The following is a 15,826-nucleotide window of genomic DNA, read 5'->3' on the forward strand; positions in this document are numbered from 1 at the left end:
CAAAAAAAGAAAAACTGCCGAAGTATCACACAGTTTTTCTTTTTTTGCTTAATGAACATTTTTAATTGTAATATTTCTTTCTGGCAATGTGGTCACTTTTCCATTTTTGTTTGTCTCTCTTACGGTAATTGTGTGAGCCCCTACGGAAAAAGCAGCTGTATCCCAATTATAACGATAACCAGCATTTTCATTATGGAACTCCGGAAATGCTCGTTTCACATCCGGTCTCACTTCTCCATATATTGCTTCTCCCACCACTTTTCCATCTACCAATACCTCGACCTTTGCTACACCGCTCTTATCAACAAACCAGCCTGATACATTGTATTTGCCACTTAATGTAGTGTTCGGTGCCGGACTATCTACATAACCAAGGACATTTTGAACTTTCACAGTTCTTTTCGATAACGTTGTCACCTTGCCATTTTTGCCGGTTTCTTTCACGGTAATAGTATGACTTCCATCATTGAACTTCGTTGTATCTAACGTGTAACGGTAGCCTGCATTTCCATTATTGAAGCGTGGGAACGCTCGTTTCACATCCGGTCTCGCTTCTCCATATTCTGCTTCACCCACTACTTGGTCGTCCACCAGCACTTCAATTTTCGCTACATGATTTGTATCTAAAAACCAGCCTGCGACATCTATTTTACCGCTTAATGTACGTTCTGGCGCCGGACTATCTACATAACCAAGAACATTTTGAATGGTCACAGTTCTTTCCGGCAATATGGTCATTTTTCCATTTTTCCCTATACCTTTTACGGCAATCCGATGTGTGCCTTCACTAAATTTAGCTGTATCTAAGGCATAATGATAACCTGCATTTTCATTATTAAAGTATGGCAATGCTCGTTTCACATCGGGTCTTGCATCTCCATATATCGCTTCTCCTGCCGCCTTACCATCCACTAATACTTCCACTTTTGCTACGCCGCTCTTTTCAACAAACCATCCGGATACATTGTAAATACCGCTTATCAACTCCTCCGAACTAGGATTATCTATATATCCTACAGCATTTAGAACTTGGATACTTCTCTCTGGTAAAGTCATGACCATACCATTTTTACCTGTTTCCCTCACTGTAATTCGATGCATTCCTTCACTCAATAACGTTGTGTTCAATGTATACTGATAACCTGCATTTGCGTTATTGTACCTTGGGTAAGCTCGCTGTACATCTGGTCTCGCATCTCCGTAGCTTGCTTCCCCTATTACTTTTCCATCAATTAATACCTCAATCTTCGCTACACCACTTTCATCTAAAAACCAACCTGATACATTGTAGCTTCCGCTCATTGTTTCATCCGGTGCTGGATTATCCATATACCCCTGCGCAGATGAAATTGTTACAATTCTGTCTGGCAATGTAATGACTTGACCATTCGCCCCTGTTTCTCTTATGGTAATTCTATGTGTTCCACTGCTAAATTTCGTAGTATCCAAGGTATAGTGATAGCCCGCATGACCATTGTTATATTCCGGATAAGCTCTTTTTACATCAGGTCTTGCATCTCCATAAGCTGCACGCCCTACCACTTCGCCATCCACTAGTACCTCAATCTTGGCTACACCACTGCCATCTAAAAACCAACCTGATACAGTATGATCACCTCGAAGCGTCGTACCGGGAACCGGACTATCGATAACTCCTTTAGGTGCTCCGTATGAAAGAGAAATGCCATATGAAGCTGCAATATCCTGATAAGAAGATTGAGATGCTTTAATAATCACGGTCGTATTTACATTAACTCGATCAAACAGCCAACGAACATCAGCATTATACATACGAACACAACCGCTGCTCACCCAGCCACCAATAGAATCCTCATTGTTATTTCCATGAATGGCATATGTATTACCAGGAGTACCGTAAATGTTCATCCCCAACCATCGGTCTCCAAGCGGATTACGAGGGTCGCCCCCGGGAATGCCTCCTTTATAATACGGACGATTTTTAATCTTATTAACAATTGAAAACTTCCCTTGTGGTGTAGGGGTACTTTGCTTCCCGGTTCCTACAGGGAATTCTCTCACCAAATTTCCATACTCGAAAAAGGCAAGCTTATTGGTTGCCGTATTAATAATAATAACCTGTGAGGGTGTTGAGGCAACCACGACTAACTCTTGAGGAACAAGGAAAGCAAACAGCAAGAGAAATATGGCAAATACTTTTTTCATGTTATTCCTCCCGTTGAAAGTTACTTTTCAATTTCCTAGTAAACAACAATACTAGTACACAGCACATAGCAATATTCCTTAGTAGAATTATTAGTTTTGGCTATTTAACTCTACTGAAGTCTATACTTTTATCCATTCGCATCAGCTTTTAGGGTATTCTTTGTTTACCTTTGAAAATCAAAATCTATCACATTTTATACTTCTAATCTCTCCTCTAGTTGTTTTCATATTACAAACACTTCTACCCTCCCTTTTCTTCATTTTTATATATCAATTGATTACTTTCGACAAAATATTTCCAATACCTCCTTTAGAAGTTTAAAAATTCAGTTAAATGAACCTCATCTGTACAGGAACTGCAATTAATAAAAAAACTGCCGAATATGCTTCAGCAGTTTTTTATCCTTTATAGACCTAGTTCTTTCAAAATAGATTCAAGGGTTTTGCCATTCAACTCTGTAATAGGTGCTGGAGCATCTAAAGCTGTTGGATTTTGCTTCAAGTAGTTCTTTTGCACAAATTTTATGTCTTTTGCATTAGCGATACCATCAAAGTTGATATCAGCAGCTCGATTATTTGTATTCCACGCTTCTTGAACTGCAATTGCATCCTTAACATCAATAACATTGTCTTGATTCACATCTCCAGCAACTAGGCTGATATTGATAGAATCTGATTTCCCGTACATTTCACCCTTGTATTCGAAACCAACCTTCTGTTTCTTTTTCGTTGAGAAGTGTCCTGGTACAGTAACTTCAAATGTATATGGATTCTCGTTCAATGGAAGCGGCTCGATGTTAAAACGACCACTTCCATCCATAATATTGGAAGCATCCAAACTATATTGACCATTCGTCACCTTGAATGTTGCCCCAACTTTGGACCAATCACGTCTACCCTGATAATTTTCTCCTTCGACAAGAAAACCTTCTGGAATTAGACTTCCTTGTAAACGATTGAATTTAGGCTTCAGAAGGAATCGTTTGCCGCCGTTCAAAAGACTCACAGTCTGCCCATTTGCATCCACAATTGTAGCTGTTGGATTAATATAACCGATTGGATAAAAGAGTTGGTCTTGCACTTTCACTTTGACATTTACGATTTCTGCTCTGTCAAACACAGTTGCTTCATTAAATGTTACCTTGATTTGATTGCCGTTCACTTGGATACTTGCTTTTCCTTTGAACTTGTCCGCTAAATCTGCACTTACAAGACTCACGTGCTGAATACCATTTGGAAAAGACCACGTTGCTTCTTTTACACCTTGCAGATTATCAAGTACGAGAGCAGCCGACAAAATATCTCCGGATCTTGCTTGCTCCACGTTATGTTTAGCGTACGTAACTGGTGTTCCTTCTTTTACAAAGAAGTACTCCTTCCAATTTGCTTGGTTTCCTGCTACGTCATATCCAATTACGTTAAAGGAAAGTGACTTTGCATTTGGATTCATCGCTACTTCATCAACCCATTTTCCATCTTTATCCATATATATAGGACCATTCGGCACTGGAAGACCATACGTATATACCGCAAAGTTTGAAGATTTGTCAATTGCGATACCTACCTTTTGCATCTCAGCCACATTACTATCCGTTACTTCAACCTCAAACGGATACGTTGCTTGTCCAGGCTTGTACTCAAGGAAAGGAGAATCACTATCCAAAGAGCTTTTTACTTGTGGTGTTTCAATATCGATAAATACATCTTCAACCTGAATTTTTTGCTTGCCGTTTGGCAAGGTAGTAATAAATTTAAGCTTGTAATGACCTGGCTCGGCAATACTCATATCTGCCGAAACAGGCTGTTTTTTGTTACCAGTAAACTTGTAATAAGCGCCATTAAATGTTGGTAAGAAATAGTCTGTATCTGTTTGTGCAGACTTCATGTCAATTGTACCAACAAGACCTAAATCTTCATTCGTCTTTCCATCTTGCAATACAATATCTAGCGTTTCAACTGATGATCCTAAATTGAATCCTGACATTACACTTGTTGTACGGAAACCATCGAAGGCATGATTGTAGTAAGATGGCGTAAGGGCACGTGATAATAATTCAAACGTATCAAAACCCTCCTGTGATTTCTTGAAACTAAATGGGACACGGTAGCTTTCCGTTTTATCCTCACTGTTCGTGATAAGGAAATACCCCTCATAGAACCCTTTTTTGGCTTTGGATGGAATTGTCAAAGACGCATGCACTTGCTTGACAGAGTTCTGGGCGACTTTAATCAAATTGTCTAACTCTACAGTTATGCCATTTTCTTTTAAGCTGTTTGTTCCTTTTTGTACATTCTCTACCATCTCAACATGGAAAGACTTCTTTTTATCACTATTGTTTGTGATTTCTAATGTCTTCTTGACTTTTGTATGCGAGCCGTCTGGTATCACTTGTTTATCAAAGCTTAACCCACCTGTCTGATTCTCAATGGTAACTAAATTATCACCATTTGGAATTAAAGTCTCGTCTTGCACCTGGACTTTTACCTGTGTATGAAGTGCCTGATATGGATCGATACGTCCTGCACCTACTTCAAAAACACTATAATCACCGTTAAGTTTATCCGCAGAATTCATAAGGATTGTTTTAACATCCGTTGGCGCAAGCTCTGGATTCTTTTCTAATAACAAAGCTGCTACACCAGCTGCAAAAGGAGATGCCATGGATGTTCCGTTCAATCTGCCATACGCATACTTATAATCTTCTTGTGCCGCTGGATTTGTCATATAAGAAGGAAGCGTTGAAAGTACACTTACACCTGGTGCCACGATTTCTGGTTTCATTTCAAAGTTACCATTGACCGGACCTCTGGAGCTAAAATCAGCTAGTTTATCTCCCTGCGTAAGAGTTTCTTTAGCATTTGTAAAGGTAAATGTCGTATTTCCACTTGCAATCTTTGCTTTTAACTCTTCTCCAGCTTGCTTTGTCATAGAAAAAGCAGGAATAAAAGTTGTTGACTCACCTAAATTGTAACCAACATGTCCCTCAACACTGTTATATAGAATAACGGCTTTTGCTCCATTATCCTTGGCGAACTTCACTTTATCATTAAGGGCAAATCCACCGCGTTGAACGAAAGCAATTTTACCTTTTACATTTTTATTCTTATAATCTACTATATTTCCTAGTCCCACATCTACTAGTTCAAGAGACACACCTTCTAATTCGGCAAATGTATCAGAGAAGCTTCTTGCCATGCTCACAATATCTGTTTTCCATCCGCCTACCTGTCCTGTAAACGTAAATTGAGAAATAGGAACATCACTTGCTCCAACAGTTAGAGCCAATGCCGCTGTACCTGGTGATCCTAAAGTAAAATTGTTAGGACCACTGTTCCCTGCTGATACGACTGCTGTCACACCATTCAGAACTGCATAGTTAAGGGCTGTGCTAGTTGGATAATACGGATGATTCACAGCTGCACCAAGGGAAAGATTGATAACATCCATACCGTCTACTACTGCTTTTTCAATTCCTGCAATTATATCTTCTGATGAACCGCTACCATACGGTCCAAGAACACGATATGCATACAAATCTGCATCAGGTGCTACACCTTCTACAGACACTTCACTATTATTCTCGTTTTGTCCGACAATTGTTCCGGATACATGTGTACCATGAGACGTATAATAAGAGCTGCCATTGTTAAACTCCGGCTTTTGGGATGCTTGCCAGTCCTTGTACGTCGCCTCCATCGGATCGCTGTCATCGTCTACAAAATCGTATCCACCTTTGTAAGCATCTTTTAAATCAGGATGATTATAGTCAACCCCTGTATCCAACACACCCACTTTAATTCCCTTACCTGTAATCCCTTCTTTATGAAGCTTGTCTACCTGCAAGTAAGGCAGACTTTCTACAGATGTCGTAATTTCGCGTTCTACATCGCTTGGAAGCTCTTGCTGAACGGGTTCTACCATATATACAACATTTTTATATACAGCCTTTACAGCTTCGGATTGCAAAAGCTCTTGTACTTGATTAGCAGGAAGTGTAATAGCAACACCGTTGTAAGCTGTTTTATAGGCTTGTGTAATCACAGGAACCTTTTGTTTCCCTTTCGTCCCTACGTATTTTTCCAGATCTTCTTTAAAAACCTTATGTTCTTTATCTATTTGTGCTTGTGCAGCAGCTTTAGTGAGAGACTTTCCTTTTGCCTTCGCTTCTAATACCGCAACGTGACTTGGCTTTGAACGAAACTCAACAATAACTGAGACTTCTTCCTCAGTTTGTAACTCGCCCTCTTGAAAGCCTTGCAGGCCTTGTTGATTATTTAATTGTAATTGATGTAAGGCTTGTCGTTGTTCTAGTGTAAGTGACAATAAAATATCCTCAGCCTTCCAAGTTGTCGCTTTAACCGCTGTAAAGGGATTTGTACTAAGAGGTGATAATAATAAACCCGTTGATAGGGCCAGCATCGCTGTTTTCTTTGCCATTTTGTTTACGCCCATAGTCTGTAACCTCCGTATAATTATTCTAAAGATTCTTATAATTAATCTTACTATTAGTTTAGAAAAGTAGCTATTGGGTTATTTTTAGAATGCTACTTCGACAAAAAATGCGATAAAAACCGATTACTGGATATTTTTCATGAAAAGAAAGCTACATACACTTAGAAACTTGGGATAATTTTTTAGGAGGCGTAAATTACTTGACTTTTCTGTAAATATCATACTTACAAACTCTTAAGCATATCTAAATCCTTTACCTCTATCACTGCTACATTTTATTTTTTGAATTTTCTGTTATATTTAAGGTAGGAGTGTTCACTCATATCAACATATTTTAGAAAGGAGAATATGTATGCATGTATATAAAGCAACTTTGGAGGATGCGGAGGGACTGTCTGCTTTATTCGATTTGTACCGACAATTTTATGACCAGGATGCAAATTTAGAAGGTGCAAAGCTATTTCTGTCAGAAAGATTGCAAAAGCAAGAATCTGTAATTTTTGTAGCCGTGCAAGACTTAGTTTATCTTGGGTTTATACAGCTTTATCCCTCTTTTTCTTCTGTTTCCATGCGTAGAACATGGATTTTAAATGATCTATACGTGCAGGAAGAAGCTAGAGGGCAGGGCGTTGCTCAAAAGCTGCTCGATGCTGCTAAAATACACGCCTTGCAAAGTGGTGCAAAATCACTAGAACTACAAACAGCGCCAGACAACTTGGCTGCACAACGCTTATATGAAAAAAACGGATATAAACATGACACTTCTTTTCGGAATTACTCTTTATGTCTTCTTTAATACTTCAATTAGGTAAACTGAAAAAAGGAGATGAGTATCATCTCCTTTTGAACTATATTACATCGTCGCCTTTTTTTCGTTCTTTCTATTGTTCTTTGGTGCAATATATTCGATGCTTGCGTTTAGTGTTTCTAAAATCATATCAAAATCCCGTTGCGGTTAATGGATTTAATATCGTGTTCATTTTTTAGTGCCTTCAATTCTTTATCTTCCAATATGACATACTTGTTATAACCGTACGGATATGCTTTCACAATATCTTCTGATGTAACCTCTTTATCATCACAACCCGGTGCTATTTTTTGCTGTTTAATGGGTGTTAAACATTCCTTGTGTAACAAATGATTTATAAAAATCTAATTTATGTCCTGATCTAGTTCTTCTTGCTCATTAGCGGGATTACCATACAAACGATTTACTTCTTTGACAAGCTCGTCTAAAAATTCATCGGTGAGAAAAGGTTGATCTTTTTTTAACATAGGAACCTCCAATTTGTTCTAAATACCTATAGTATCTATAGAAACATACCGGTTTATGCTGAAATGAGTTTATTTATCTTTTGCTATATAATTTTATTTACTTTTCTTAACTATAGGAGTATGATAAACAACGGTTTCGTATTTCTAAATCGCTGAAATCTTATGGTACGGGGGAACCGTTTCTTATGGATGAATATCCAAGGGGTGAATCCTTATTAGGTAGGGCTACTCAAAGGTCCGAATCCGACAGCTAACCTCGTAAGCGTTATATGAGAAGGAAGGTGGAGCTTGTGCGACAAAAAAGTAATGTCTACAGGTCTATTCATTCATGACTTGTAGACTTTTTTTATAAAATAAAAGTCTCCTGGATAAATGTTTGCATCCTACCTTGGGAAACATACAGAAAAAGTAACTGGATGGTGAAAATTCATGTTTTCGTCCTTAAAACGTTTTTTAATTGGAAGGCCTTTAAAATCAAACGCATTAGGCGAGCAAAAACTTAACAAAACAAAAGCACTTGCGATTCTTTCCTCGGATGCATTGTCATCTGTTGCTTACGGTCCTGAACAAATTTTAATTGCTTTGGCTACGATTGGCACGGTCGCATTTTGGTACTCTATTCCTATTGCAGTTGGCGTGCTTATTCTTCTGACAGCCCTCATTTTGTCTTATAGACAAATTATTTTCGCATACCCGCACGGGGGCGGTGCATATGTAGTATCCAGAGAAAATCTTGGTGTAAACCCAGGATTAATTGCTGGCGGTTCATTGTTGGTAGACTATATATTGACCGTTGCTGTAAGTGTTTCAGCAGGTACTGATGCTATCACATCGGCTTTTCCAAGCCTTCATTCTTATAACGTGATTATCGCTACCATATTCGTCATATTCCTAACGATCTTGAACTTACGAGGTGTTACGGAATCAGCTTCTATTTTGGCATATCCTGTATATTTGTTTGTGTTAGCTCTATTTATCCTGATTGGTGCCGGTATATATCAGATTGCTACCGGTACAGTTCCTCCTGACTTACATACACCGGTTGGAACGCCAGTAGCCGGTATCAGCTTGTTCCTGCTTTTAAGAGCATTTGCATCAGGAAGTTCTGCTTTAACAGGTGTAGAAGCTATTTCTAATGCAATTCCTAACTTCAAAGACCCTGCTCCCAACAACGCTGCAAAAACATTAGCAGCGATGGGCTGTTTACTGGCTATCTTATTTTCAGGAATTGTGTGGCTGGCTTATTATTATGGAATTGCACCTAGTGAAAAAGTGACGGTAGTTTCACAAATTGCTGAAGAAACATTTGGTCGTAACTTTATGTACTTCTTTATTCAAGGTACAACTGCGCTCATTTTAATTTTGGCGGCCAATACTGGCTATTCGGCTTTTCCGCTCCTAGCAGTTAACTTAGCAAAAGATAAATTTATTCCAAGAATGTTTACTGTTCGAGGAGATCGCTTAGGATATTCTAATGGAATTATCATTTTAGGAATTTCTTCTATCATCTTAATTTTTGCCTTTCAAGGTCAAACAGAGCATCTTATCCCGCTGTATGCAGTAGGTGTATTTATTCCATTTACATTGTCTCAGACTGGTATGATGTTGAAATGGATTCGCGAAAAACCAAAAGGATGGGTGCCTAAATTAATCATCAACTCAACAGGAGCTATTATTAGTTTTGTTGTAACAATCATGTTTTTCTTAACGAAATTTGCACAGGTTTGGTCAATCTTAATCTTTTTGCCTATCATCATTTTTATATTTCACAGAATTAAAAAGCACTATGATGCAGTTGGAGAACAACTGAGCTTGAAGACATGTGAGCCTATCATACCAATTGAAGGAAACGTTATTATTGTACCAGTAGCCGGTATGACACATGTAGTGGCCAATTCCTTAAATTATGCAAAATCCTTGTCACCTGACCAAATTATTGCGGTTTACGTTTCCTTTGAACGAGAAGATGAAAAGAAATTCGAAGAAAAGTGGAAGCTGTGGGAACCTGATGTACGGTTGGTTACTCTTCATTCTTATTATCGAAGTATTATCCAACCACTCACAAAATTCATTGATACGGTTCAATACAAGGCAAGCGAATCAAACTATCGAGTAACTGTTATTATTCCTCAGTTCATTCCTAAAAAAGGCTGGCATAATATCCTTCACAATCAGTCTAGTTTACTGATCCGAGCATTTTTACTTTATAAACGAAATGTAGTTATTACAACAGTACCTTATCATTTAAAAAAGTAAAATGGGAACACATTAATGCCTAGATAACCCTAACTATATAAACACCAAACTTCGCGTATAAGAAGTTTGGTGTTTTCATTTGTAAATCAAGTTTCTTTATTAATTTGTTAAAATTTAATACTTATATAGGTTTAAAAATTACCTCTTCCGGTTATCCTATGCAAGTAAGATTGTCTTACAGCTTTATTTTTCTACATATTTAGGAGGCAGTAAAATGGAACGTGGTAAAGTAAAATGGTTTAACAGTGAAAAAGGCTTTGGATTCATCGAACGTGAAGACGGAGATGACGTGTTCGTACATTTCTCCGCAATTCAAGGTGAGGGCTATAAGTCACTGGATGAAGGACAAGAAGTGACTTTCGAAATCGAACACGGTCAACGTGGACCACAAGCGACGAATGTCCAAAAAGTGTAATAGAGCATAAAAACAAAGCGAACCTATTTAGGTTCGCTTTGTTTTTATATAGCAATGTAAATACCAAGACCGGCTAACAACACAACTGCAAGGGCAACATAAATCAACGTCAATCGAACTGTATTTCCACGCATTGCCTTGTCATAATGTTCGTCGCCTTTTCCGCCAATTTTCACCGTAGCAATAAATCCAAATAACAGAAAAACAATAATTAAGATATATGATAGTAACATGTTCTCCCTATTATCGCAGCACTATTATAGCCCTGCTACTCCTTTCGTTGTATAATCTGGCCCTTACACTCCCCTATTTTCCCTACACTTCACTATATTAAAAACCGCTACAAGCATACAATACGAATGAAGCATAGCATCTAAGCATATGGTTGTAAATAACAGGACAAACAGATTTGAGGTGAATATTATGTTTCATCGGATAAAAAGCATTTTATTTTTCGTGCTGCTTAGCGGTGCACTAACCTTTTCAGCTGTGTATTGGGGAGAGGTTTTACTTGGTGAAAGTACGGTCGAATCTGTTACAGCCAAGCCATCAGAACAATTGGAACAAGATATGCATTTTTTCTTAGAAAGCAAGCTGGTCAAAAAAGAAACTGTAAAAGGCTATGTAATCGAAACATATCAGGAATATGAAGTATATAAAGATGCTTTAGGAAATGTAGTCAAAAGTATTCCTACTTCAAACTATCAGTATTTGCGCTATAAGAACTGACTAAAAAGGAATAGGACAGACCATAGCTATGGTTTGTCCCATTCCTTTTTATAGTGAACACCCTTTATTTACAATTACTTTAGTGATACTGATACCAAATAATCCACTCATTATTTTGCTTTTTTGCAACAAATATTTCGCTAAACGAATATGCATTTTGCATCTTCGGAAACCGCATACGCACAAACCAGGAGCGATTAGCGATATTACGGCCGCAATTCTGAATCGCCATGTAATAATAAGACTTTTCGACACCTTGTAAATTTTGCATGGGCATAATTACTTCTGCCTTGTAGTCTAAATACTTTGGGTTTTTACCGTACAATTTTGGAATAATAGAGCGTGGCAACTCTTGTAGTAATTCTTGCTTATCTTGCTCTGTTAGCAACGATAAGGTCTCTGTCTTTGGACAAACCGTTTTTACTGCCTGTTCTGCGTGCACAGATGTAACGGTTAACAGCAAACCAAAGCATATCATCACAATTTTCATCTTTTCACCTCTGCGATAGTATGCCCGTTTTCCCAATCCTACAACAGTTATATCTTTCCGTTTGTATATTTCACCTTTAACATGAACATAAAAAACTTCACACAGACTATAATTGGATTTCTTTTCAAAATCTTATATGATAGAAGCATACAAGTAAAATTTACGGCATGCGAGAGGAATACGGTCATGATAACGTCCAAAACATCTTACTTTACCTATGGTGTATATATTATCAAATCTGTACATGAACAATGGCTCGAATCATTTATTATCGGTCACAGTGGTGCCAATGTTTTTATGGAATCCAATATTTTTATTGAAAAGGATAGTATGACTGAAGCCGTGGAACATGGTGTAGAAAGACATGGATGCTTTCAAGTTATATCAAGAGATCCATATCGTCTTAGGCTTGTACGCGAAATGACAGAAGCAGAGAAGAATGCTTGGAATGAATGGCATCGGCTATATCGGGACTTAAAGTGGAAAATCAAATCTATTCTTTCTTATCAGGCTAATCCTCTTGAGGATTGTGGTATATTATTTTCAGATTTACAGGCGCAGGCACAGCACATTTTATATACGTACCCAGTGACAATTGATGAACATACTGCACTGCAAGAAATGTTAGATGACTTAGAAGCTTCTATACTTAATCTTGGTATCGAGGTTCCTAAAATATCATTGGTGCCCGCAATAGAAAGCGAACAAGTGCAGCTTGATGCAGATCATTCATTTCTATCATCAACAACTGACTATGTAATAGAATATCTACAGCGCTTCAGTCGCTTATCTCACACACTTTCACTTATTGCAGAGTCTGACAACCCGACTATTGTCCATATTCAAAACGAGTTGAAAATAGAGTGTGCTTGGCTTCAAGTAAAAATTTTGCGTGAACTTGGTCTAGAAGCGGAGCATGATGAGCAGCATCCTGGACAGCTTCTGTATCTGCGTATGGATAATCATGATGTTCATCCATTTCAAGCAGAGAGCTTGAAATGTTTATTCCATAACTTTGGTCGAGTAAACGTGCATGACCCGCGGTTTACAGAATATACACAGACCATGCTATGTACATTACGAGCGTTACTTGCAAGATAAAAAGACGCGGCTGTTTCGCCGTGTCTTTTTTATGCTTGTGCTGTTTCTTTATCACGGTTAAAAAATATTTTCATCATTGGTGGTGTGACAATGGTTGTAACTAATACAACAGCTACAACGACTGCAAACATATCTTGCTTTAGTAAATTCGCCTCTAGTCCGATAGCTGCAATAATGAGTGCTACTTCGCCTCGTGATACCATGGCAGCTCCGATACCGAAAGAACTATTCCAATTGAATCCTGCCGTCTTTGCACCAAAGGCACAACCCACCAGTTTCGTTACAATGGCGAGTACACTCAGTCCTATAATAAGTAGCCAGTTCTCACCAATTCCACTAAACTCTGCAGTAACGCCAATAGAAGTGAAGAATACAGGAACAAAAATAGAGTACCCAATTGTTTCTACCTTCTCAAAGATTTCGTGCTTGTAATCTGTTACACTGATGGCAACTCCAGCGATATATGCGCCAATAATAGCAGCCACTCCTGTATATTCAGCGAAATAAGAAAACGTAAAACAAATAATTAAACCGGCTGATATGAGTGATTCTGTTACTCGTAACGGCGCGAACTTACGCAAAATAATCGGAACCACTTTCCATCCGACAACAATAGCCACAATAAAGAATAGCACTTTCTTTAGAATAACCATTGTTAAATTTACATCACCACCGGCAAGGCTCATTACAAACGCTAATGCAACAATTACGAGAACATCATCAATTACAGCTGCTCCTAAAATAACCGATCCTTCTCGAGACTGTAATTTTCCCATTTCCTTCAGCGCCTGTACTGAAATGCTTACACTTGTTGCCGAAAGCAAAAGGCCTAAAAAAATCGCTTCAAGATTAGACATGCCAAGAACAATTCCCGCTCCGTAACCAAGTGAAAGGGGAATGGCAACGCCAGCCGCTCCCACAATACCAGATGCTTTCCCTGTCCGTTTAAACTCATCTAAATCAGTTTCTAAACCGGCAATAAACATTAATAAGATAACGCCAATTTGGCTTAATTCACCTAGAATTTCTGTATCATGTACAAGGCCTAATACCGATGGGCCAAGAACGATACCAATTAACAGCTTTCCTAGTACAGAAGGTTGCCCCAATCTGACACTAATATCTCCCGCAAGCTTTGAAGCCAGTAAGATGATAGCAAGTTGCGTAATCAACATGTAAATTCTCCGCCTTTCTTACGTAAATATAGCCTACCCCTGCAGAAACCGCGCTATTCTTTACCTAAAAAAGGCAAAAAGGAGCCTGCAGTGGCAGGCTCCTCCAAAAGAACATATATTCTCAATATATTATATATCCTACATGAATACAGGGAAAATGTAAACCATTTTTGCTTACGGCTGTTTCGTAAGAGGCAAAATTAATACTTCTACCCTACGATTTTTCGCCCGGTTTTCAGCTGAATCATTCGGTGCAACAGGCCGGTATTCACCATATCCAATTGCGCTGAATTTCCCAGGCTGTAAGTTCGCGTTCTCAAGTAAAACCTGCATAAAGTTCACTGCTCTTCCTGTACTTAAATCCCAGTTTGATTTAAACTCGGCATTGGTAATCGGTACATTGTCCGTGTGACCTGACACCATTACTTCTCGCGGAGACGCTGCAACAAGAAGCTGTGAAATTTCTTTTGCAGTTGCAACAGATTCCAATTTTACAAACGCCTTACCAGAATCAAATAAAGCATTATCCATGATGGTGATCATTAACCCCCGCTCCGTCAAGGTCGTTTTTAAAGAAAGGGACAATTTATTAGCTGTGATATATGCATCAATCTTTTCCTGCAATTGCTTTAGCTCTTCCATCTCCTGTTTCGCTTGGAGCTCTTCAACAGATTTTTCTTCTTTGAGTGGGACATCTTTAGCAGGTGGAGCCTCGTTTAAAAACTCCTTGTTTCCTGTACCGCCTTTCAACTCCTTATTAAACGCAATTGCCATTTGCCTAAATTTTTCTGTATCGAGACTACTCATTGCAAACAATACAATAAATAAAGCAAGCAACAAAGTAAGCATATCCGCATATGGAATCAGCCATGTTTCGTCAATATGCTCCTCATGCTTTTTCTTTTTGCGCGCCATCTGTACCATCTCCAGCTTCTAATTTCTTTCTCTCTGTTTCAGAGAGCGCTACAAGAATGCGGTTTTTGATTAAGAATGGATAAGTTCCTGCCTGTAACATCAGCATGCATTCTAAGATAAGACGTTTTTTCTCTAATTCATCTGCTGACTTTTGCTTTAATTTATTAGCAAATGGATGCCACAATACATAACCACTGAAAATACCAAAGATAGTCGCAATAAAAGCACCCGAGATCGCATGGCCTAGCTTATTAATATCAGATAAGTTGCCAAGTGCGGCAACAAGACCGATAACAGCTCCCAATACCCCAAGAGTTGGTGCGTATGTACCTGCTTGTGTAAACATTCCTGCGCCAGAAGCATGTCTCTCTTCAATAGCCTCAATTTCTGCTTCCATCATGTTTTTCAAATCTTCTGGTGAGATACCATCAATCACAAATTTCATGCCTCTTTGAATAAAGTCATCATCGACCTCATTCACTTGCTGCTCTAATGATAAAATACCATGCTTTCGACTTTCGCCTGCCCAGCGTACGAACAGCTCCAATAACTCTTGATACGATAATTGCTTCTTATTGGTTGTGAATAACAGCTTAAAAAGCTTTGGCAGACGTTTCAGTTGCTTTCCCGGGAAAGCAATCGTCACAGCACCTGCAGTGCCGACAAAGATAATCATAAGTGCCGCCGGATTTAGTAGAGCTTGTACATCTGCTCCTTTAAGGACCATGCCGAATACAACGGCAATTATCGCTAGAAGGATCCCCACTATTGTTGCCAAATCCATATCTGCATCCCTCCATATATTACTTGCTACAATGTGTAACTATTTATTT

The 15,826-nt window shown here is 38.6% G+C and carries 14 protein-coding genes and 1 riboswitch; of the genes, 5 read left to right on the top strand and 9 right to left on the bottom strand.

The window, feature by feature from the left end:
- Positions 1–48 precede the first annotated feature (48 nt).
- The gene (locus MUG87_RS09015) at positions 49–2,184 is read right to left on the bottom strand and encodes an Ig-like domain-containing protein (RefSeq protein WP_281503686.1); all 2,136 of its coding nucleotides are present in this window, start codon (positions 2,182–2,184) and stop codon (positions 49–51) included.
- A 406-nt stretch (positions 2,185–2,590) separates the two neighbouring features.
- Complete coding sequence (locus MUG87_RS09025; RefSeq protein ID WP_247087128.1) at positions 2,591–6,637, bottom strand: S8 family serine peptidase; 4,047 nt, start codon at positions 6,635–6,637, stop codon at positions 2,591–2,593.
- A 352-nt stretch (positions 6,638–6,989) separates the two neighbouring features.
- Here MUG87_RS09025 and MUG87_RS09030 point away from each other — a divergent pair, with 352 nt between their 5' ends.
- A complete protein-coding gene (locus MUG87_RS09030) occupies positions 6,990–7,433 on the top strand; it encodes a GNAT family N-acetyltransferase (RefSeq protein WP_247087129.1) in 444 nt (147 codons plus the stop codon).
- Between the two features lie 137 nt (positions 7,434–7,570).
- On the opposite strand, the gene MUG87_RS09035 is transcribed toward MUG87_RS09030, so the two are convergent.
- Both MUG87_RS09035 and MUG87_RS09040 read right to left on the bottom strand, forming a co-directional pair.
- Positions 7,571–7,774, bottom strand: coding sequence for a Ku protein (locus MUG87_RS09035; RefSeq protein WP_247087130.1), 204 nt, complete (start codon positions 7,772–7,774; stop codon positions 7,571–7,573).
- 15 nt (positions 7,775–7,789) lie between these two features.
- Positions 7,790–7,912, bottom strand: a complete 123-nt coding sequence (locus MUG87_RS09040; RefSeq protein WP_247087131.1) for a hypothetical protein — start codon at positions 7,910–7,912, stop codon at positions 7,790–7,792.
- 140 nt (positions 7,913–8,052) lie between these two features.
- Positions 8,053–8,193: riboswitch (cyclic di-AMP (ydaO/yuaA leader) on the top strand.
- A gap of 148 nt (positions 8,194–8,341) precedes the next feature.
- Between MUG87_RS09040 and MUG87_RS09045 the strand changes: the two genes are divergently transcribed.
- Together MUG87_RS09045 and MUG87_RS09050 are read left to right on the top strand one after the other, a co-directional pair.
- Positions 8,342–10,168 carry an APC family permease gene (locus MUG87_RS09045; protein ID WP_247087132.1) on the top strand — a complete coding sequence of 609 codons (1,827 nt, stop codon included), beginning with the start codon at positions 8,342–8,344 and terminating at the stop codon, positions 10,166–10,168.
- A gap of 214 nt (positions 10,169–10,382) precedes the next feature.
- The gene (locus MUG87_RS09050; protein WP_247087133.1) at positions 10,383–10,583 is read left to right on the top strand and encodes a cold-shock protein; all 201 of its coding nucleotides are present in this window, start codon (positions 10,383–10,385) and stop codon (positions 10,581–10,583) included.
- 44 nt (positions 10,584–10,627) lie between these two features.
- On the opposite strand, the gene MUG87_RS09055 is transcribed toward MUG87_RS09050, so the two are convergent.
- Entirely contained in the window at positions 10,628–10,816 is a 189-nt protein-coding gene (locus MUG87_RS09055; RefSeq protein ID WP_247087134.1) for a hypothetical protein, read from the bottom strand.
- 190 nt (positions 10,817–11,006) lie between these two features.
- Here MUG87_RS09055 and MUG87_RS09060 point away from each other — a divergent pair, with 190 nt between their 5' ends.
- Positions 11,007–11,312 (top strand): hypothetical protein, encoded by a 306-nt coding sequence (locus tag MUG87_RS09060; RefSeq protein WP_247087135.1) that lies wholly within the window; start codon positions 11,007–11,009, stop codon positions 11,310–11,312.
- A 79-nt stretch (positions 11,313–11,391) separates the two neighbouring features.
- Here MUG87_RS09060 and MUG87_RS09065 read toward each other — a convergent pair whose 3' ends face one another.
- Positions 11,392–11,802 (bottom strand): hypothetical protein, encoded by a 411-nt coding sequence (locus MUG87_RS09065; RefSeq protein WP_247087136.1) that lies wholly within the window; start codon positions 11,800–11,802, stop codon positions 11,392–11,394.
- A 186-nt stretch (positions 11,803–11,988) separates the two neighbouring features.
- On the opposite strand from MUG87_RS09065, the gene MUG87_RS09070 reads away from it, so the two are divergent.
- Entirely contained in the window at positions 11,989–12,903 is a 915-nt protein-coding gene (locus tag MUG87_RS09070) for a hypothetical protein (RefSeq protein ID WP_247087137.1), read from the top strand.
- Between the two features lie 29 nt (positions 12,904–12,932).
- Here MUG87_RS09070 and MUG87_RS09075 read toward each other — a convergent pair whose 3' ends face one another.
- From MUG87_RS09075 to motA, 3 genes are all read right to left on the bottom strand, one after another.
- On the bottom strand, positions 12,933–14,078 hold the full coding sequence (locus MUG87_RS09075; RefSeq protein ID WP_247087138.1) for a cation:proton antiporter: 1,146 nt from the start codon (positions 14,076–14,078) through the stop codon (positions 12,933–12,935).
- A 174-nt stretch (positions 14,079–14,252) separates the two neighbouring features.
- A complete protein-coding gene (motB, locus tag MUG87_RS09080; protein ID WP_247087139.1) occupies positions 14,253–15,002 on the bottom strand; it encodes a flagellar motor protein MotB in 750 nt (249 codons plus the stop codon).
- Positions 14,968–15,777 (bottom strand): flagellar motor stator protein MotA, encoded by an 810-nt coding sequence (gene motA / locus MUG87_RS09085; RefSeq protein WP_247087140.1) that lies wholly within the window; start codon positions 15,775–15,777, stop codon positions 14,968–14,970. The genes motB and motA overlap by 35 nt, the downstream gene beginning before the upstream one ends.
- Between the last annotated feature and the right edge of the window lie 49 nt (positions 15,778–15,826).

This window comes from Ectobacillus sp. JY-23, from assembly GCF_023022965.1.
GTDB lineage: Bacteria > Bacillota > Bacilli > Bacillales > Bacillaceae_G > Ectobacillus.